12 protein-coding genes, 1 tRNA gene and 2 pseudogenes are annotated in these 20196 nt (G+C 43.6%); 9 read left to right on the top strand and 6 right to left on the bottom strand.

The annotated features are described in order from the left end of the window. Nucleotides 1–6: 6 nt before the first annotated feature. Nucleotides 7–798, bottom strand: a complete 792-nt coding sequence (gene gloB, locus J5X92_RS11175) for a hydroxyacylglutathione hydrolase (RefSeq protein WP_013783532.1) — start codon at nt 796–798, stop codon at nt 7–9. An 85-nt stretch (nt 799–883) separates the two neighbouring features. Here gloB and J5X92_RS11170 point away from each other — a divergent pair, with 85 nt between their 5' ends. Then, entirely contained in the window at nt 884–1714 is an 831-nt protein-coding gene (locus J5X92_RS11170; RefSeq protein WP_013783533.1) for a methyltransferase domain-containing protein, read from the top strand. Between the two features lie 499 nt (nt 1715–2213). On the opposite strand, the gene metG is transcribed toward J5X92_RS11170, so the two are convergent. Continuing rightward, on the bottom strand, nt 2214–4241 hold the full coding sequence (gene metG, locus J5X92_RS11165) for a methionine--tRNA ligase (RefSeq protein ID WP_208805793.1): 2028 nt from the start codon (nt 4239–4241) through the stop codon (nt 2214–2216). A gap of 106 nt (nt 4242–4347) precedes the next feature. Here metG and apbC point away from each other — a divergent pair, with 106 nt between their 5' ends. The 4 genes from apbC to J5X92_RS11145 all read left to right on the top strand — a co-directional run bounded on the left by apbC (nt 4348) and on the right by J5X92_RS11145 (nt 7955). Then, complete coding sequence (gene apbC / locus J5X92_RS11160) at nt 4348–5520, top strand: iron-sulfur cluster carrier protein ApbC (RefSeq protein ID WP_208805792.1); 1173 nt, start codon at nt 4348–4350, stop codon at nt 5518–5520. Between the two features lie 146 nt (nt 5521–5666). After that, entirely contained in the window at nt 5667–6263 is a 597-nt protein-coding gene (gene dcd / locus J5X92_RS11155) for a dCTP deaminase (RefSeq protein WP_057791038.1), read from the top strand. A gap of 74 nt (nt 6264–6337) precedes the next feature. Further along, entirely contained in the window at nt 6338–7747 is a 1410-nt protein-coding gene (locus J5X92_RS11150) for an SLC13 family permease (RefSeq protein WP_208805791.1), read from the top strand. A gap of 131 nt (nt 7748–7878) precedes the next feature. Continuing rightward, nucleotides 7879–7955: transfer RNA gene (locus J5X92_RS11145), tRNA-Pro, on the top strand. Nucleotides 7956–7998: 43 nt separating this feature from the next. Here J5X92_RS11145 and J5X92_RS11140 read toward each other — a convergent pair. The 4 genes from J5X92_RS11140 to J5X92_RS11125 form a co-directional block, all read right to left on the bottom strand. Beyond that, the gene (locus tag J5X92_RS11140) at nt 7999–9123 is read right to left on the bottom strand and encodes a site-specific integrase (RefSeq protein WP_013783554.1); all 1125 of its coding nucleotides are present in this window, start codon (nt 9121–9123) and stop codon (nt 7999–8001) included. Between the two features lie 188 nt (nt 9124–9311). Continuing rightward, nucleotides 9312–9755: a hypothetical protein gene (locus tag J5X92_RS11135; protein ID WP_013783556.1), complete on the bottom strand. Its 444-nt coding sequence runs from the start codon at nt 9753–9755 to the stop codon at nt 9312–9314. 10 nt (nt 9756–9765) lie between these two features. Continuing rightward, nucleotides 9766–10467, bottom strand: coding sequence for a hypothetical protein (locus J5X92_RS11130; protein WP_208805790.1), 702 nt, complete (start codon nt 10465–10467; stop codon nt 9766–9768). After that, entirely contained in the window at nt 10464–12311 is a 1848-nt protein-coding gene (locus J5X92_RS11125; RefSeq protein ID WP_208805789.1) for a TraM recognition domain-containing protein, read from the bottom strand. The genes J5X92_RS11130 and J5X92_RS11125 overlap by 4 nt, the downstream gene beginning before the upstream one ends. Before the next feature lie 828 nt (nt 12312–13139). On the opposite strand from J5X92_RS11125, the pseudogene hsdR reads away from it, so the two are divergent. From hsdR to J5X92_RS11105, 4 genes and pseudogenes are all read left to right on the top strand, one after another. Further along, nucleotides 13140–16581, top strand: a pseudogene (hsdR, locus tag J5X92_RS11120) (type I restriction-modification system endonuclease). Between the two features lie 116 nt (nt 16582–16697). Next, complete coding sequence (locus J5X92_RS11115) at nt 16698–17777, top strand: Fic family protein (RefSeq protein ID WP_013783559.1); 1080 nt, start codon at nt 16698–16700, stop codon at nt 17775–17777. A 28-nt stretch (nt 17778–17805) separates the two neighbouring features. Further along, a pseudogene (locus J5X92_RS11110) lies at nt 17806–19415 on the top strand (N-6 DNA methylase). After that, nucleotides 19415–20137: a restriction endonuclease subunit S gene (locus J5X92_RS11105; protein WP_208805788.1), complete on the top strand. Its 723-nt coding sequence runs from the start codon at nt 19415–19417 to the stop codon at nt 20135–20137. The pseudogene J5X92_RS11110 and the gene J5X92_RS11105 overlap by 1 nt, the downstream one beginning before the upstream one ends. Nucleotides 20138–20196 lie beyond the last annotated feature (59 nt).

Genomic DNA, 20196 nt, shown 5'->3' with positions numbered 1-20196 from the left:
TTTGCATTAAAACTCATCTTTCCAGCGCCGAACTGCAGCAAATACCGCTACATCGTCGCCCATGTTTTTTTCGCAATAAGCTTCGGCAGCAGTTTGTACAGAAAGTTCATGAGAACGTAAGAAAGGGTTAATTTGTTTTTGTTCAGCCAAATTTGAGGGTAGGGTTGGCATACCCATTTCTCGCTTTTTATCTACCCAAGATGAATAGTTTTGAAGGTTTTGATTTTCTGGTTCTACTTCTAAAGCAAAGCGTACGTTCGATTGAGTATATTCGTGAGTACAGTAAACCAGAGTGTTGTCGGGCAAGCGCTTCAGCTTGTTCAGCGAGTGCAACATTTGTTCAGGCGAACCTTCGAACAACCGACCACAACCTGCTGAAAATAAGGTATCGCCACAAAACAAAACGTTATGGCCAAAAAACGCAATATGATCGAGCGTATGACCGGGCACTTCCATTACTTGGAATTCTAAATCTAATACTGGAAGCTGTAAGGTATCGCCTTGCGAAACGGATTTAGTGATGCCACGAATATGACCCCCTCTTGGGCCAATAACGGGAAGGCCTGGGTTTGCTGAGACTAATTTGGCAATGCCACCCGTATGGTCATGATGGTGATGGGTTATTAATACGGCCGCTAAATGTAAATTTTCACTTTTTAAAAACGAGAGTACGGGCTCTGCATCGCCTGGGTCGACAACGATCGCTTGTTCGTTATTGTGAATACACCAGATGTAATTGTCGCTAAATGCTTCTATTGGAAAAATTGAAATGCCGTGAGGAAGAACGTTAGTCGTCATTGTGCACCTGCTTGTGTAGGTATAATTATGCGATACTATAAGAACTTGTTGTACACAGAGCAACCTTAAGGCACGCTTAGCAACTATGAGATCAGCATTTCATTCCCAAGCCCCTCGTTATCCTGAAGACTGGACCGACTTTCCAGCAGGAGAGCAAATTAAGCAAGCCATCACGCAGGTGTGCGACGACTACACCCAACGCATTTTTGGGTATCACTTCGTGAAACTCGGCAGTTTAAGTGCGCAAATACCGTTGAAGCAAAGCCCTATACGCAACATTATTAGCCAAGTGCCATTTAGTGCTATGCATTTAGAGCACGATGAAATAAGTGAAAGTGCGAATAATAGTGGTGAGCGGACAGAAAGCGTTGATAGTTCAGCAAGCCCCAAAATAGTAGGACAGTCACATCAGCTGCCATTTTCTGAAAACAGCATAGATGGCTTTTTACTAGCCAATGAATTGGACTTTGCGCAAGACCCTCACGAAATTTTACGGGAAGTAGACCGAGTTATTACTCAAAGTGGTTACGTTATTATTAGCGGGTTCAACCCGTTGAGTTTAGCCGGCATCGCCAAGTACTTACCGGTCAAGCGCGACAATAAACTGCATGACGCTCGTTTTTTTACCTCATATCGCATTAAAGATTGGTTGCAGCTGTTGGGCTTTGAAATTGTAGAACAGCGCCAAATTATGTTTTCTACATTGTTTTTTGAACAGCGGTGGGGTTACGCGAAAAACATTCAGCAATACCTTTCCACTTACTTCCCGTGGTGCAGTGCCGTTTACGTAATACTGGCCAGAAAGCGAGTAATGCCTATGACGGCTATTCGGCCAAAACTTCAACTAAAACGCCAGTTCTCTCCTGTCGGTGCCGCCAGCGCCAGAACTTCTTCATACAATAAAGCCAAAAGCTGAGACACCCACAGTTTTGGTCTAAGCCGAAACTTGGACACCCACAGTTTAGCTAACCGAACCTAACCATGGACACCCACGATATTTCTGGGTGCTTAAACGTGGACACCCACGTTAATTTGGAATTTTAATCAGTGGATATCCATTTTTTGATTGGGGTTAAAACATGGATGTCCACTTTTATCACCGATTTGACGAGAGCCAAAAACAAGAAGCCAAAAACAAGACACCCACAACTCAGTTGGTCAATATAAAAGTGGGTGTCCGCAATAGAACTGGGATTTTAATAAGTGGGTGCCCATGTTTTTAGTGGCGTTAATACATGGATGTCCACTTTTAAACTTTTAGTGGCGTTAATACATGGATGTCCACTTTTAAACTAGGCAGAGAAACAAGAAAATCTACATCATTTTCCCATAAACAAAAAAGCCGCGTTGAGACTATCAACACGGCTTTCAAATTTTCTGGCGGTTCGTTTACCTAAAAAGTCAGCAACCCAGTTTTACTTAACGCGCATACCAGGCAATGCACCTTCGTGTGGCTCTAAGATATAAAGCTCATCACCACCAGGGCCGGCAGCTAATACCATGCCTTCAGACATACCAAAGCGCATCTTACGCGGTGCTAGGTTAGCCACCATTACGGTATGCTTCCCGATTAACGCCTCAGGCGAGTAGGCAGACTTAATACCTGCAAATACCTGCTTTGTTTCGCCGCCTAAATCTAGCTCTAAACGTAGAAGTTTGTCGGCCTTTTCAACATGCTCAGCGTTGGCGATACGTGCAATACGTAAATCTACTTTAGCGAAGTCGTCGAACGAGATTGTCTCGCTAATAGGATCTTTACCTAACGGGCTGTCTGGGTTAACCGTTGGCTTTGCTGGCTCTAGGTTTTCTTTTGAATCATCAACCATGGCGTCTACTTTCTCCATTTCTACACGTTGCATCATTGGCTTAAACTTGTTGATAGCGTGGCCCGTTAGCACGGTTTCAAGAGACGACCACGTAAACTCATCGTTCAAGAAGCCTTCCGCTTTTTCTGCCAATACTGGAAGCACAGGTTTTAAGTAAATGACCAACAGGCGGAACATATTAATACCCAACGAACATACATCGTGAGTGAACTGCTGTTTGGTTTCGTCTTTAATAGTTACCCAAGGGGCGTTGGTATCAATGAACTGGTTGGCTTTATCGGCCAATGTCATGATTTCACGTATTGCTTGATGGTAACGACGGCGCTCGAATAAATCGGCAATAGTGTCGGCTGCATTTTGGAACTCGGCAATAAGCTCGGGCTCTAACACGTTGTCAGACAATTTGCCGTCAAAACGCTTAGTAATAAAGCTGGCACAACGGCTAGCAATGTTTACTACCTTACCTACTAAGTCTGAATTCACTTTTTGAGCGAAATCGGTAAAGTTTAAGTCGATGTCGGTTACGCTATCGCCAAGCTTAGACGCAAAGTAATAACGTAAGTACTCTGGGTTTAAGTGGTCTAAATAAGTGCGCCCTTTAATAAAGGTGCCGCGAGACTTAGACATTTTCGCCCCATTCACCGTAACAAAACCGTGAATATTTACACCAGTAGGCTTACGGTAACCCGCACCTTCTAGCATGGCAGGCCAAAATAGGCAGTGGAAGTAGGTAATATCTTTACCGATAAAGTGGTAAAGCTCGGCGTCTGAATCGGCTTTCCAGAAATCGTCGAATTCCAAGTTATTTTGGTCGCAGAAGTTTTTAAAGCTGGCCATGTAGCCAACGGGGGCATCTACCCATACATAGAAAAACTTATTCGGCGCACCTGGAATTTCAAAGCCAAAGTAAGGTGCATCGCGGCTAATATCCCACTGCTGCAAACCTTCGGTAAACCACTCTTGAAGCTTGTTGGCCATTTCTTCTTGCAGGGCACCCGAGCGGATCCAGCCTTTAAGCATGTCTTCAAACTTAGGCAGGTCGAAAAAGAAATGTTCAGATTCTTTCAATACCGGCGTAGCACCCGATACCACACTGCGAGGGTTTTTAACCTCAGTAGGGCTGTAGGTTGCGCCGCACACATCACAGCTATCGCCGTTTTGATCTTCAGCACCACAGCTAGGGCAGGTACCCTTAACGAAGCGGTCTGGCAAAAACATTTCTTTTTGCGGATCGTATAATTGATTAATCGTACGCTTGCTAATGTAACCGGCGTTATCTAAACGAGTGTAAATTTCTTCACACAACGCCTTGTTTTCAGGCGAATGGGTTACATAGTAGTTGTCGTACTCTACGTGAAAATCGAGCAGGTCTTGGTGATGCTCTGCACGAGTTCTGGCCACCATTTCTTCTGGTGTAATGCCCAGTTCCTGCGCTTTAAGCATAACAGGTGTACCGTGTGCATCATCGGCACAAACACTGTAACATTCGTTTCCACGCAGACGCTGAAACCGTGTCCAGATATCGGTTTGAATGTGTTCAAGCAAGTGGCCTAAGTGAATAGAGCCATTGGCGTAGGGCAACGCACTGGTTACCAGAATGCGGCGATTTTCAGACATAATAACGTATAGATTCTTCGCGTTTCAAAATGGCTGCAAATACTAGCGGAAATCCGCGTTTTTTGCATTACGAAATTCACAAAATACCCCGTAGACAGGATAATTTATGTTCTTTTCCCGTAAAGCTAAGCCACTCATCGACAGAGTTGCGGCTATTTTAGCCAGCTATTTCAGTATTGAAGCCGACATTACCGCAAAATGGTGTGCAGATAAGTTAGATTCAGATCAAGCCATTGGTGACAAAAAAGCTGGTAACGAAAAAGCTGACAACACGAAAGCTGATCACGAAACTCCTTCCAACACATTCACCATCAACTTACCGTTTTGTTATAAAACTCAGCAAGCAACAATTAAAGCTTACGTGCTAGAAGCACTAAAAGGCGAGCTTACCGATCAGCAATTGATTGTTACCCAGCACATAGCATCGGGTGAAACTAAAAATACTGCCGTTAATAATATTAAAAACATTATAGCCGTGGCATCAGGCAAAGGCGGGGTAGGCAAGTCGACCACCAGTATTAATTTGGCCTTTGCACTTATGCAAGAAGGGGCAAGTGTAGGTATTTTAGATGCTGACATTTACGGCCCATCTGTGCCTATTATGTTGGGCAATACGGATGCACACCCTCATAGTAGCGATAACAAACACATGCAGCCGTTAAGCGCCCATGGATTGGTGGCAAACTCTATCGGCTACCTAGTGCCACAAGAAGACGCCGCTGTGTGGCGCGGCCCAATGGCGAGTAGGGCACTAAAACAGCTTATTGATGAAACCTTGTGGCCAGTGCTAGATTATTTAATTGTAGACATGCCGCCGGGTACTGGCGACATTCAGCTTACTATGGCGCAGCAAGTGCCGCTAACTGCTGCGGTAGTAGTAACCACACCCCAAGACTTAGCCCTAGCCGATGCCCAAAAAGGCATTAGCATGTTCGAAAAAGTGGGTGTGCCAGTATTGGGGCTTGTTGAAAACATGAGTTATTACCAATGCCGTGCCTGTGGCACCAAAGACTATGTGTTTTCAAAAGATGGCGGCGAAATCTTAGCTGAGCGACATGGCTTGCCACTACTAGGCCAATTACCACTCGATATCACCGTGCGCGAACACGCCGATGCAGGTACGCCACTGTTGGTAAGTGCACCTGAGAGCCCATTAAGTGAAAGCTACCGCGAAGCCGCTAGAGCGTTGTCGATGCAATTAGCGTTAACCGTCGCGCCCAGAGCGCAGCAAAGCAAGCATATTAAAGGCGACCCCATTGGCGTCAACAGTAAGCTTTAAATGACAAATTTTAACGGAAATTAGTCACTTTTATCCGTTTAAGTGACTAATTTTGTTATTTATGTAAATAGTCGCTTATAGCCAGTTGATTGGCGAGTGCTACATACGCATAATACCGCACACTTTATAGTAAGGACTTACCGCTCATGCGCCTTTGCGACCGCGATATATACGAACATTTAAAAGCTGGGAAAATAAAAATAGACCCAACCCCCGACTACGAAGAAATCAGTGGGGTGACGGTAGATATTCGCCTAGGTAATAAATTTCGCGTATTTGAAGATCATCAAGCACCTTACATCGATTTAAGCGGCCCTAAAGCGCAGGTACAAGAAGCGCTAGACCATGTAATGAGTGATGAAATTGAATTACCTGAAGGTAAAGCATTTTTCTTGCACCCAGGCGAGCTCGCACTGGCAATCACTCATGAATCTGTGACGTTGCCAGATTATATTGTAGGCTGGTTAGACGGGCGTTCATCGCTAGCACGATTAGGCCTGATGGTGCATGTAACCGCACATAGAATCGATCCAGGTTGGTCTGGCAATATTGTGCTGGAATTTTATAACAGCGGAAAATTGCCTTTAGCCCTTCGCCCAAAAATGAAAATTGGAGCGTTAAGCTTTGAAGTGTTATCGAACCCCGCCGAAAAGCCATACAATGCCCGCGTAGATGCAAAATACAAAGGGCAAGACGGCGCAGTCGCCAGCCGTATATCGTCAGACGATAAAAACAGCGCATAAGCTCTACAGCGAATAAATTCTATAAAGCAAAGCATGTAACAAAACATGAAATAAAGAATAAATAAGGATGCGCAATGAGTGCCGATAAGCCGTTCGATAAAAGCTCGTTTATTATCCTTGTTGCCCTTATTACTTCACTAGCGCTTGGCTCAGGAATATACTTTTCAGATCTAAGTGCTGATATTGCCCTTACCGCAGGCATTACCTTGTTTGTGGCTATATTATGGGTAACGGAAGCGCTGCCCATACCAGCCACTTCACTTATCCCGTTTGCACTATTTCCTCTTGCCGGGGTATTGACCCATGCCGAAGCGGCTTCATCGCTAGGTAGCCACGTTATTATCTTGCTAATGGCGGCGTTCATGCTATCGAAAGGGTTAGAGAAAGCTAACCTACATCAACGGTTCGCTATTTATATGCTACGAGTCACTGGGGCGGGAAGCCCGCTAAAGCTAATATTAAGTTTTATGCTGACCACCGCTATTTTAAGCATGTGGATAAGTAACACAGCCACCATTTTAATGATGCTACCTATGGCCATGGCCATTATTAATGCTATGGAAAACCCACGATTTGGTGTAGCCCTTATTTTAGGTATTGCTTATGCCGCAAGTCTAGGCGGCGTGGGCACGCCCATTGGCACGCCGCCCAATATTATTTTTATGAGCGTTTATGAAGAAACGCAAGGGCATGAATACAGCTTTATTGAGTGGATGAAAACTGGGGTGCCCATTGTACTGGTCTCTATTCCGCTAATGGCGTTGTGGCTAGCACGGGGGTTAACGCAAGTGGGTAACATTGCTTTACCTCAACCAGGCAAATGGACAGTGGCCGAAAAGCGCGTTTTGGCGATATTCGGCACCGTCGCCATGGCGTGGGTATTCAGGCCGTTCTGGAGTGCGTGGTTAGGTATTACCACTATTAGCGATAGCACCATTGCGGTAGCCGGTGTTGTGGCCATGTTTATGACCAATAACGGTGAAACAACGCCTGCCACTGAAACGCGCAAAGGCCAACACGACAAATTACTCGACTGGAAAACCGCCAATAATATTCCTTGGGGCATGTTGTTATTGTTCGCTGGTGGTATTTGTATTGCTAAAGCGTTTAAATCATCGGGCTTGAGCGTGCTAATGGGGGAGTGGCTTACCGGGCTTTCAACCCTACCGGTGATTTTCCTTATTCTGGGTATCTGTTTATTTGTAACCTTCTTGACCGAAATTACATCGAATACCGCCACAGCCACACTACTTATGCCAATATTAGCGGCAGCAGGCTTTGCGGTAGGTGTAGATCCTAAACTACTAATGATACCCGCCGCTATTAGCGCTAGTTGTGCGTTTATGCTGCCAGTAGCTACCGCGCCAAACGCAATTGCTTATTCCACCGAGAAGTTTGATATAAAAACCATGGCACGAGAGGGCATAGTGCTTAACGTAATTGTTGCCTTAGTGGTAACAGGTGTGTGTTATTTAACGTTATAAAAACGGCGTTGTGCACCGGAATTTGCAGTTTTATATTACAAACTGATTAGCAATTAAGCGCTTAATCAAGGATTTGTGTAATTGTCGTTGCATTGTGACTAAAAATAAGTAGACTTATCGGCTCTTTCGGTCGGTGTGTGGCGCAGCTTGGTAGCGCACTGTCATGGGGTGTCAGGGGTCGGAGGTTCAAATCCTCTCACACCGACCAACTATCTTCCTGATATCCTTGCAAAAATCCATTTTTCAAATGTCTAAACCCCAATTTTGCACCGTTTTGATATTTTGGTGCGAGTGAGACGCCACAAAGGGGCTCTACCCCATAAACGGTTCAAAGTCATCATTGCAGACGCATGGCCTAATTGCTGACTCACCCAGTGTATCTTCGCTCCCGATTGCAAAGCCGTAGTACAAAACGTGTGTCTTGTTTGATAGCTATTACGATGGCGAATACCACAGGCTTTTAACCCTTTATTCCACATCAATCTCGGCGAAGCGTTATTAGTAAAAGGTTCTCCTGTAGACGGGTGAACAAATACTTCGCTATTTTGTAAAAACGTCCACTGTTTCTGCCGTAATAATGCTGTTTTTGAGCGGGCATTAAACTCTACGTCTCTTACTTTGTAAGTTTTAGTATGTTTGCGAATTTTTTTTTTGATTTTGCTTCGTTCAATCCGTGAGTAACCACGATTAAAGTCTACACTATCCCAACACAATGCAATTTGCTCACTCGGTCTAAGGCCGCTAAAAAACGCATACTCAAAGTAGTTATGCCATAAAGGATGCTGTGTCCGTTCTACCCAATTTAGAAAAGTGTCTATTTCTTCAATGAGCAAAGGGTCTGCCTCTGGCTGCTGATGTCTACCATTCTCAATACCCTCAACAGGATTAAATTGAATAGCTCGATCTCGCAGAGCGAGTTTGAACACACCTCTTAGTGGAATTAACGCATTGTTACGAGTTTTATTATGCTGAAAATCGAAGCTTCCAAGCAAGGCCAGTAATTCAGAATGCTTAATCGACTTAACTAACCTGTCTGCCAAATTCGGATAATAAAACCGTTCTAATGCCTGAGTATATTTTTCCTTAGTGTTTTCAGTGCACGTTAACGTATTCAAATATAACTGCCCGTAATCTTTGAATGTCTGTGCACCCGTTTCTTCATTGGCATGTTTCGAGTCAGGGAAAAACTCTTGCCACGTGAAGGTTCCCCATTTTATCGCTTCCTGCGCTTGTTGCCGTAGTTTTCCTGCCTTTTTAATGTTTCCCGCAGTGGGACGCCAAGGCAGGCTCACATAGTGGCGTTTGTCGTTGTAATTCAAACGAACTTCAATCGACTGATTTCGAGGAACTATCCCCGTTGGCCATGTCGAACCCATTTCTCATACTCCTGTATGTTCCAGTGGATCCTCCCGTCAGGCGACTTTACAAAGTGTACACCTTGTCTGAAGATCCCGTCATGGATTTTTTTACGGAGTGCGCCAACTGAATACCCCGTCAACTCGGCTAGCTTTTTAGTTGTTATCAAATTAATTAGATAGTTCATTTGGACACTCCCAACTAATTATTAATTATGAGTTACTGAATTCAGTAACTTCATGGCCAATGATGCGTGATCAGACCTGGCCGGCTTTATAGAGATTATTTTTAACGGTAAGTCTCCTAGGCGTCCAAGCGTTCCCCTATAAGCTTGCCAAGATACAAACGATGATATTCCCTTATCCCAGCTTAAGTAAAGTCTTGAAAATACCAAGCCTTTGCCAAAATTTTGAATGATTAAAACGAGAGGTTCATCGGTCTCAACGTTTGAATAGTGGGTTAAGAGAACTTCATTACACACTTTAGCTAAAGTGCCTTGGTGAAAAGATGCTCCAACAGCAGAAATTAACGCTCGTTCCGCGATAATATTTACTGAGACTTCTTCACGTGTAACAGCTTTCTGAAATACAAATGCGGAATATTCAGTTAACGCTTCGATCGGAGTGAAAACTGTTTTCATTAGAGTAGCCATATGCCCGTCCTTAATAAATTGATTTGAAATAGCCATAATCGGCAAAGATAAAGTGTATTAGGTGCTCGTTTCGCAGAGAGATGCGTCTTCCTTCCAAAGTCAAATATGAAAGCGTCGATGCCTTTCGCGCTAACCTTTTAGCTATTTCACTAGATGGGCAAAGGTACAGAATCTTCTCCCAATGACCTTTTTTACGCATAGACAAATGTGAGGCAAATATTGTTCGCAATCGTTTGCTGCTCTTTATTTCACGCTCAACTTCAATGCAGTAGGTGATATTTGCAGGGGAGGAGGCAATTGCATCTGGGTATCTTGTAGCTTGGAGTCTTGTCCCCAAATGTTTTGCATTCCGCCAATCCTTCCAGTTGTTTTGGATTGCACTAATTCGCAGCTTTTGCAGATCATTCTCATGAGCAAACATAGCTGGCGAAATCTTACTTGAGTTGAACACACGGCGATTTGTTGGGCATTCATCGAGTTCCCAAGCATAAGCGTGCCCCAGTTCTGTTATGCCTACTAACTTTTGCGGGCGACCAAAACTTGCAGCAATATTGCTCGAAGCGATGAGGCCTTTGGCTTCTGCTCGTTTCAAATACTGATGCGTAGCCTGAATTGATTTTTGTTTAAGAGCGAGTTGAACATTAACGACCGTAGCCCAAGTATCTTCTCTAAGAAACATCAATAATGCTTTATCAAGAGGTGACAATGTCATAGCAGAGCATCCTCCAAACTTTCATTATTTAAACAATCGGTAGTGTTAATGGGAGACGCTTTATAGGTCTCTAGGTATGTGCTTTCACAATGTAAGATTGGTACAAAAATATAAGTTGGTCTCTCAAATATGCCGATAGCGATGGCGCATGACTGCGGTAGATTTTGAACAATATTTGGGTGAACGTACGGAACTTCTTGCCGACTTATTCTGCGTTCTAAAAAGTTGGTTTGCGACGCAATTTCATTTACCGCCGTGTGGCGAACCTCTTCATTTTTCATAACGGTACCGCAAAGGTTGCTAACCCTGAGAGCAGTTTCGTAGTTATTCGAACGAAATATAATTTTGAATGGGAGGTTATCCAACATTGATTCACGCACAGCATCTGGTGGCATTCTGAGCTGAACCGATTCGAAATCCGCCAGGCTTTGCTGGGTAACATGAAAACAACCGCCGAAGCTACGGATGTTCCCCATATAATTGATGACAGAAGTAGTTATGGTATATTTAACTTCGTCTAGCGCAATACACACCTTACGAGAACAGTCTGCTCGGCTAGTTGTTAATTGCGCTACTCTATGTAGCAACAGTTTCATTACTAACAAAATACTTTCGTCTTCCGTATTTCCCTCTATTACAACGCACCCACCTTTTTGAATAACTTCTGTTATGCATTTACCGTCAAGGGTTGCAACGCAGGGCAGAGCAGCAATTTCTTTTAGTTTTATGAATAGGCCGAGAGCGTCTTTCGATATCGTATCTCGTAGTGTATTCGCGAAATGAAGAAGGCCAGGAAGTGATGGGTTATCATCACTATCAGCATAGGCAGACAATGTTTGCGCCAGTTCTCGCTCGACATCTTTGTAATATCCTAGTCCTTCGGAGCTTGATTGAAGTTCGAATGTCATTTTCAGTAAAACAAACAATTCTCTGGCAGTAATATTGAATAATGGGTTAACTACAGGATGTGAAGCACGCAGATTTAAATAAAAGAATGGTTTTTCCGAAGTCTTGGCCGAAAATCTAAGTACATTTTTTAATGGCTTATCTTCTTTGGGGCAAAATACAAAGCACGCGCATCCTTTTTGTATAAACTGAAGATAGAACAATCCCAAAAATTGCCCCTTTCCCGTGCCAGTCAGGCCTAAAGTTTGATAGTTTGGATGAGTCGCAACCTTAAAATCTATCAAAATAGGTTTATCAGCAGATGATAGGCCCACACAAATCAGTGACTTACCCTTTGTTGACTTCAGTACCCTTGCAATAAAGTTTTTACTCTTAGGCCGCTTGGGTAGAAGTTTTACAACATTGTCGAAATCTGGAAAATCGTAATATTCGTTTACGGTTTTAGACACACTTTCTATGAGAGACGAGAACCAAGGTTCTATATAGCGCTTAATGCAGAAATAGATAACAAAGGCACCAATGGAAACGATTAACATCCCCAGCGAAGCGTTATTCAGTATTGCTATGCAAAACTCTTTGTAAATGCTCCATGGTTGACCAGTATTGATATAGCTTGAAAGTAGATATTTACTAAACAAGAGGAAAATACCAACACTAGCTAAAAGTGCTGTAAACGATAGGGCTGAAAAAACAAAACGGAGTGCTCTTGTGATGAGAGTCTGGTCCGCCCGTAAAAACGACTTCCCTGTAACAATTAACGAAATCACACACAAATAGCTGGCCACGATAAGTGTCATTGTTAACTTGTCAGATGTCGTAATAGATAAGTAATGCCAAAATGCATCTCGGGTTAAAGCGTTAACTTCACTAATTTGAGATAGGAGTGATTTGTCTATCCCGGTTGATAGCGGCTTCTGTTGAAATAACGTTCCTAACATATTTAAAACCTCGATAGTTTTGAAAAGTGCGTACATCACTTAATGTGCTAGTTTTTTTGGCTGATAAGCTTAAAATTGTGATTTTTTCTTGGTTTTACTTTAACTGATTGAAAATAAGATGAATTTTTATTGCAATATAACGTTCATTAGCTGCGCATTCAGCGCTCTAGCTCAGAGCTACATTCTTTTGTGCAGGAGAAGCGCTCCCAAGCGCTGATAGAGAGATTGTCACCCCAGTGACAGACGAAAGGTCTGCAGGCCGCCGTCGGAGGGAGTGAAACGAGCGGCAGACCAACTGTGTTTTAAATGATGCAATCAGCCGAAGGCCGGTCGAAATTCCCGTCAGTTTCGGAGCGTAGCGACTCGACCGTTTCAAACGCAGTTGGTCGGGCGGCACGACCGGCGGCGGCATCGGGTGAATTTTGTTGAAACGGAATGTCCAGTGAAGTGCAGACAAAAGAGGGTGGGGGTCATAGGCCTCGCGTGTAATTTACCCTCCATCATTGCATGAATCGTTCAGAGAAAAGCGATGATTCTCCATGTATTCATGTTTAATAAATATATTTAAAAAGTCGGTTGATGTGCGTAACGTTCTAATTAAATGGCTTCAACCGCACGAATTCATATTTATTTTTAAGTGGTTAAACCAAGGATTTAAAAAAGCAATTTAACGCACCGGTTCTGTAGGTTTATGGTTTTATACTCACTACTAAAGTATAGTGAAATTAAGTATTTGTGGTAGTCTCTTCTTTGCAATACACACAGAATAAAAAAGTACTACTGAGTTCTGATTGAACCAGCGTCAATGTGAAATGGAGTTTCTTAAACATGGCATCCTCTATCCAGCAAAGTAACTTTGGGTTTCTACAAGAGCATGATTCACTTTTAGTGGAAATTGCCTCCTCTGCTGAAAAAGCCTTCTCGAGCGATCCTAACACAACGTTAATGAAGCTTAGGCAACTGGGTGAGGCGCTGGCACAACACATTGCAGCATTGGTTGGAATTGAGTTTGACGATAAGACTTCCCAGGCTGATTTAATCTACAAAATAAACCGTGAGTTACAGCTAGAGCCGGTAGTCAGAGAGTTATTCCATACTCTTAGAATGGAAGGTAACAAAGCAATCCATACGTTTAGAACTCAGCACAAAGAAGCCATGAATGGTTTAGTGGTTGCACTTAAACTAGCCATATGGTTTCACCAGTCTTTCGGAAAATCAGGGGTTCAATTTAAACCTGGCCCTTTTATTCCACCTACAGACCCCAGCGAACAGTTACGTCAGTTACAGTCTGAAATTGCAAAGTTAAAAAGTGATTTAGAACAAGCCAATGGACGAGGAATCTCGATCTTTGGCGAAGCAAGCGTCTGAACATGAAGATGCCTTACAAGCACAACGTAAGGATTACGAAACAAAAATAAAGGCACTTCAAGCTCAGCTAGCGGCGGCTGATGAGAAAACGCAAACTGCCCAACGCAGTCAGATAAACAAAAATACACAGGCGGCAACGCAACACATTGTGTTGGATGAAGCGCTAACCCGCATTTTAATCGATCAGCAACTGTTAGAAGCGGGTTGGACAGCCGATAGCGAAGCGCTTACTTATAAAAGTGGGGCTCGACCAGAAAAAGGCAGGAATATCGCTATTGCTGAATGGCCTACTGAACATAATGGCGAAAAAGGTAGAGCAGACTATGTACTGTTTTACGGTTTAACGCCCATGGCCGTGGTTGAGGCGAAGAAAGAAAACACCAACGTTGCAGGAAAAATTTCGCAAGCGGAACGATATAGCAAGGGTTTTAGTGTTTCACCCCCTATGCTGGGCGCATGGGATTTAGCAGGTTTAACAATTGCCTGGCCTGATGAACAAGAAAGCCATTATAAAATCCCGTTTGTTTATTCTTGCAATGGTCGCCCTTACGTTCCTCAGCTGGCTGAACAGTCTGGAACCTGGTTTCGTGATGTGCGGGAACCTGCCAATATTAAACGTGCACTCCCTAAGTTTCATACGCCAGAAGGCTTAATCGACAAACTCAAACGCAGTAAAGAAGAGGCTGAGAAAAAACTAAAAACTGAGCCATTCGGCTATTTAAAAGTTCGCGATTATCAGCAAAAAGCCATTATTGCGGTGGAAAATACGCTAGCGAAAGAAGTACGCACGGCGCTGTTAGCTATGGCTACCGGTACGGGTAAGACGCGCACCATCATTGGTTTGATATACCGGTTTCTAAAGGCTGAGAGATTTAAGCGTATTCTATTTTTGGTAGATCGCACCGCACTTGGTCAGCAAGCCATTGATGCTTTTAATGAAGCACCACTAGAACAAAACCATACCTTATCTAAAATCTATAATGTTGCAGAGCTGGGAGATATGGCTGCTGAGGCTGAAACGCGTGTGCAGGTAGCAACTGTACAGGCCATGGTAAAGCGCATATTTATGAGCGATAACCCGCCACCGTTAGACCAGTTTGATTGTATTATTATTGATGAAGCCCACAGAGGGTATACGCTCGACCAGGAAATGACCGAAGGCGAAATCGCTACGCGGGATGCGAGTCAGTATCTTTCCAGTTACCGCCGGGTGCTCGACTATTTTGATGCCGTCAAAATTGGCTTAACGGCAACGCCAGCAAAACACACCAGCGAAATTTTCGGCACACCTGTTTATACCTATTCATACAGGGAAGCGGTAGCGGATGACTGGCTAATAGATCACGAACCACCTATTCGATACGAAACATTACTCACGCAAAACGGGATTAAATTTGCCAAAGGTGCCGAAGTTAGTGCCATTAACACCCAAACTGGTGAAGTACAAAGTGCAGAGCTAGACGATGAACTTAATTTTGAAGTGGAAGCTTTTAATCGCAAAGTAATTAATGAAAACTTCAACAAAGTGATTTGTCAGCAACTGGTTCAAGAACTCGATCCGTTCGGGGATGAAAAAACTCTGATTTTCTGCGCAACCGATTTGCATGCCGATATGGTAAAGCGACTTTTAGACGAAGCGTTTAAAGACCTTTATAACGGTGAATATAACCAAGCGGCAGTGGCTAAAATCACCGGGCAAAGCGACAAAGTAGAACAGCTCATTCGACAGTATAAAAACGAACGCTATCCAAATATTGCTATTACTGTAGACCTACTGACCACCGGTATCGATGTTCCCAAAATTTGTAACCTCGTTTTTATGCGGCGGGTTAAATCACGGATTTTGTATGAGCAAATGATTGGCCGTGCTACCCGCCGCTGTGATGACATTGGTAAAACGGTATTTCGAATTTACGACCCGGTGGATATTTATGCCGCGTTGGCCGATGTTAATACCATGAAGCCATTGGTTAAAGATCCCAATATTACGTTGGAACAATTGGTACACGAAATCACTAATCCGCAACAATTGGAACGCGCGTTGAATGCACCCGGTGATGCGCCTGAGCAAAGCCATGCTGATGTGGTGTTAAGTCAACTCAGTCAAAAAGTGATGCGCGTAATGCGAAAGGCCGATAAAAAAGCCGAGAGCAAACCAGTACTTAAACAAAAACTTGATGAATTATAGGGTTTATGGGGCGTCGAGCCCAAAAGCCTGCATAAACACTTACACGAGCTTGGGCCTAAGCTAGCTGCGGCTTTTATTACAAAACATAGCGGTTTGATAAATCAGTTGGCAGAAGTGAATGAGTTACTCGGCAGTGAACGCCAGCCTATAATTTCTGAACATCATGATGAGATAAGAGAACGCACCCAAAGCTACGGTGTACATCAAAAGCCAGAAGATTATCTGGACAGCTTTAACCAGTTTATAAAAGAGCAGCTTAACCAAAGTGCAGCTCTTGCGGTAGTGGTAAATAAACCTCGAGATCTGACTCGCGACCAACTAAAAGAAATTAAACTATTACTTGATGGTGCAGGATACTCAGAGGCTAAACTACAAAGCGCTGTACGCAACCAAACTAACCATGATATTGCAGCAAGCATAATTGGCCATATTCGCCGCGCAGCATTCGGCGAGCCATTGGTACCCTTTGAAAAACGTGTTGCACAGGCTATGTTGCGAATATTTGAAAGTCATAACTGGTTACCTGCACAGCGCAAATGGCTTGATCGCCTGGCAAAACAACTGGTTCACGAAGTCATTGTTGATAGAGAATTCGTAAACAGCCGATTTGCAGAGCAGGGCGGAGCAAAGCAGCTGGATAAAGTACTGGGTAACCAGCTGGATACAATACTGGATGGACTGAGTGATACAATTTGGCCTTCCCAAAGTGCATAAACTTTATATGTATAAGTAAACAGAAAAACTATACATGTTATAAAGTACATGTATAATTTTTTGCAAAATCTATACATATACAGTTCTAAATGTATAAAAAGGACATAATATTAATCATGACTGCATCTATCCCATTGTTACCACTTGATAATATAGAGCAGTGGGAAACCCGCGCAGTACTCAAAAAAGTGGCTGAAGCTCACCGATATCTGGCCGAATTAAAGGGTGTTGCCGCCAGCATTCCCAATGAAGCAATACTAATCAATACGCTTGCCTTACAGGAAGCAAAAGACAGCTCGGAAGTGGAAAACATTGTAACCACGCATGACGAGCTTTATAAAGCTAACTTATTTGAAGAAGCCATTACTAGCCCTGCAACCAAAGAAGTGCAGGATTACGCAGTAGCATTAAAGCTGGGCTTTCAAGCAGCACGGCAAAGTAAACTCATTCGCTTAAGTGACATCCTTGCCATCCAGCAAAACCTGGAGCACAACAACGCAGGCTTGCGAAAGCTACCCGGTACAGATTTAAAAAATGCTCGTACGGGGGAAGTAGTGTACACCCCGCCACAACATGCAGACGAAATAACGGCGCTAATGGATAACTTGGTGCAATTTATTAATAACGATGAGTTATGCGATGCAGACCCGCTGGTAAAAATGGCCATCATCCATCATCAGTTTGAAAGCATTCACCCATTCTACGATGGCAATGGCCGCACAGGGCGGATCCTGAATATTTTGTACTTGGTGGTTAAAGACTTGCTTAACCTGCCAGTACTGTATTTAAGCCGTTTTATTATTCAGCACAAAGCAGATTACTATAATAATTTGCAGGCCGTGCGTGATACCGGTAACTGGGAACCCTGGATAGCCTTTATGCTTGGTGGCGTTATCGACACAGCGCAAAACACAATTTCACTCATTACCGAAATGAAAAGCCTGATGGCTAATGTGAAACACGGTATTCGTGAACAATTGCCCAAAATCTATAGCCAGGACTTACTCAACAACTTGTTTCATCACCCCTATACCAAAATCGATTTTATCATCGAAGAGCTAGGGGTAACGCGAATAACCGCTACTAAATATTTAGAGCAACTAGTAGAACACGGCTTTTTAACCAAACAAAAAATTGGCCGCGCCAACTACTACATTAATGAGCCGTTGTGCAAAGTACTGATAGCACACAGTTAAGAACCAAATTATTAATTAAGAGACACACATGACAAATAACGATATCGTTCAAAAACTCTGGAACCTCTGCGACGTGCTGCGAGACGACGGCATTAATTATTCAGATTATGTAACCGAGCTGGTACTTCTGCTATTTATTAAAATGGTGCACGAAAACACAGAAGCGGGAGTATTAAAACGCCATCCTTTACCAGGGGGATGTCGTTGGACAGACATCAACGAAAAGTCGGGTATTAATCTGCTAAATGACTACAAACGCATTCTATTAAGCCTTTCAACAGGTAAAGATTCAGACGGCAATATTGTGCACGAAGACCACTTATCAGTGCAATCTACGCCGATGCACAAACTCGACTGCGTGAACCACGCCATCTAGAACAAATGATCAAAACCCTCGACCATATTGATTGGTTTAGCGCCCAAAAAGACGGGCTAGGCGATTTGTATGAGGGGCTTTTAGAAAAGAACGCTTCGGAAACAAAATCCGGGGCAGGTCAGTACTTCACTCCACGTGCGCTAATCAACAGCATGGTGCGCTGCATTAAGCCGCAAGTTGGCGAAGTGATACAAGATCCAGCGGTAGGCACAGCTGGATTCTTAGTTGCCGCCGACCAGTATATGCGTGAGCAAACTGATGATTACTTAGAACTTTCTGCTAAAGAAGCTGATTTCCAGAAAAACAAAGCTTTCGTTGGCGTTGAACTGGTACCTAATACCCGACGCTTAGCGTTAATGAATTGCTTACTGCACGGAATGGAAGGCGACGAAGAGGGCGTAGTGCACTTAGGAAATGCACTAGGCGATGCAGGGAAGGAGTTAAAACAAGCTGATATTATATTGGCAAATCCGCCTTTTGGTACCAGTAAAGGTGGTGAAGCATCCAATACCAGAGACGATCTCACTTACAAAACTACCAACAAACAACTGGCGTTTTTACAGCATATATATCGCAACTTAAAACCTGGTGGCCGGGCGGCAGTCGTACTGCCGGATAACGTACTGTTTGAAGCCGGTGTAGGTACCGATGTTCGCCGCGACCTAATGAATAAGTGCAATCTACACACTATTTTACGCCTGCCAACGGGTATTTTTTATGCTCAAGGCGTAAAAACCAACGTTCTGTTTTTTACCAAAGGTTCTGCAAAGGACAAACACCAGGAAGAAAACTGCACTGAAAATGTGTGGGTATATGACCTGCGCACAAACATGCCCAGTTTTGGTAAACGCAGCCCCTTTGGTAATGCAGATATTGGCTTTACACTCGATGAATTTGGTAAAGACCTGCACCTAGGTGCTTTTGAAAAGGTCTATGGCGAATCTTCAGATGGCATAAATAGCCGAAGTGAAGGTGAATACAGCTTTGGTGCACAAGACATTGAAGTAGACAAGGAAGTCGTTGAGGAAAACCAAGGTATTGATGAACGTCTTGCGCACTCCCGCTGGCGCTGCTTTAGTCGTGGGTGGATTCGCGAAACGAAAGGCGATTCTTTAGATATTTCCAGGTTAAGAGATAAAGACAGTATGGATGCGGCGGATTTGCCTGAGCCAGATGTTTTAGCTCGAGAAGCTAAAGGTGAGCTGGAAGAGGCGCTAAAGGAAATTGATGCGTTATTGGTAGCTTTGGAAGGTGCGAGCTGATGGCTATACCGGCATCTTGGAAACAAACTGAACTTAGTGAAATTCTGCTTTCGATAATTGGGGGCGGAACACCAAGTAAATCCATTCCAAGCTACTACGAAGGTAATATACCTTGGATGAGTGTAAAGGATATGAACAAAAGTATCCTACAAGATACTGTTGACCACATTTCAGAAGAAGCTGTAAAGAACAGCAGCACTAATGTGATTCCTTCAGGAACACCTATTGTTGCGACTAGAATGAGTCTAGGGAAAATTGTTGTCGCAAATTTTGATTCTGCAATCAATCAGGATCTGAAAGCATTGTTTCCTGCTAGTGGTGTCAATCACGAATACCTGATTGGTTGGTACAGGTCGATTTCGCGTAAGGTTGAAGAACTCGGAATGGGTACTACGGTTAAAGGCATTCGTTTAGAAGTTCTTAAATCATTAGAATTCCCACTACCTCCACTAGGAGAACAAAAAGTCATCGCCGACAAGCTCGACACACTGCTGGCACAGGTGGAAGCCACCAAAGCCCGGCTCGAGCGTATTCCCGAAATCCTGAAAACCTTCCGCCAATCTGTCCTCGCTGATGCAGTGAGTGGCAAGTTGACGGAGGAGTGGAGAGCAGTAAATAAATCGGATTTCACGAAAGAAGAGCGACTAGAAGAAATTCGAAAATATAAATATGAAACATGGATAGAAGAACAAGAAGCTAAATATCGGCGTTTTTCAAGGTAGTTGTCGCCTGAGCTGTTAAGCTGCTTCTTTTTTATTCTCCGGATTTAGCTCTACGCTTC

The sequence above is a fragment of the Alteromonas sp. K632G genome, from assembly GCF_017653625.1.
Classification (GTDB): Bacteria; Pseudomonadota; Gammaproteobacteria; order Enterobacterales; family Alteromonadaceae; genus Alteromonas; species Alteromonas naphthalenivorans.
Note: the sequence above shows the minus strand (reverse complement) of the source record. Positions and strands in the feature narration are given on the sequence as shown.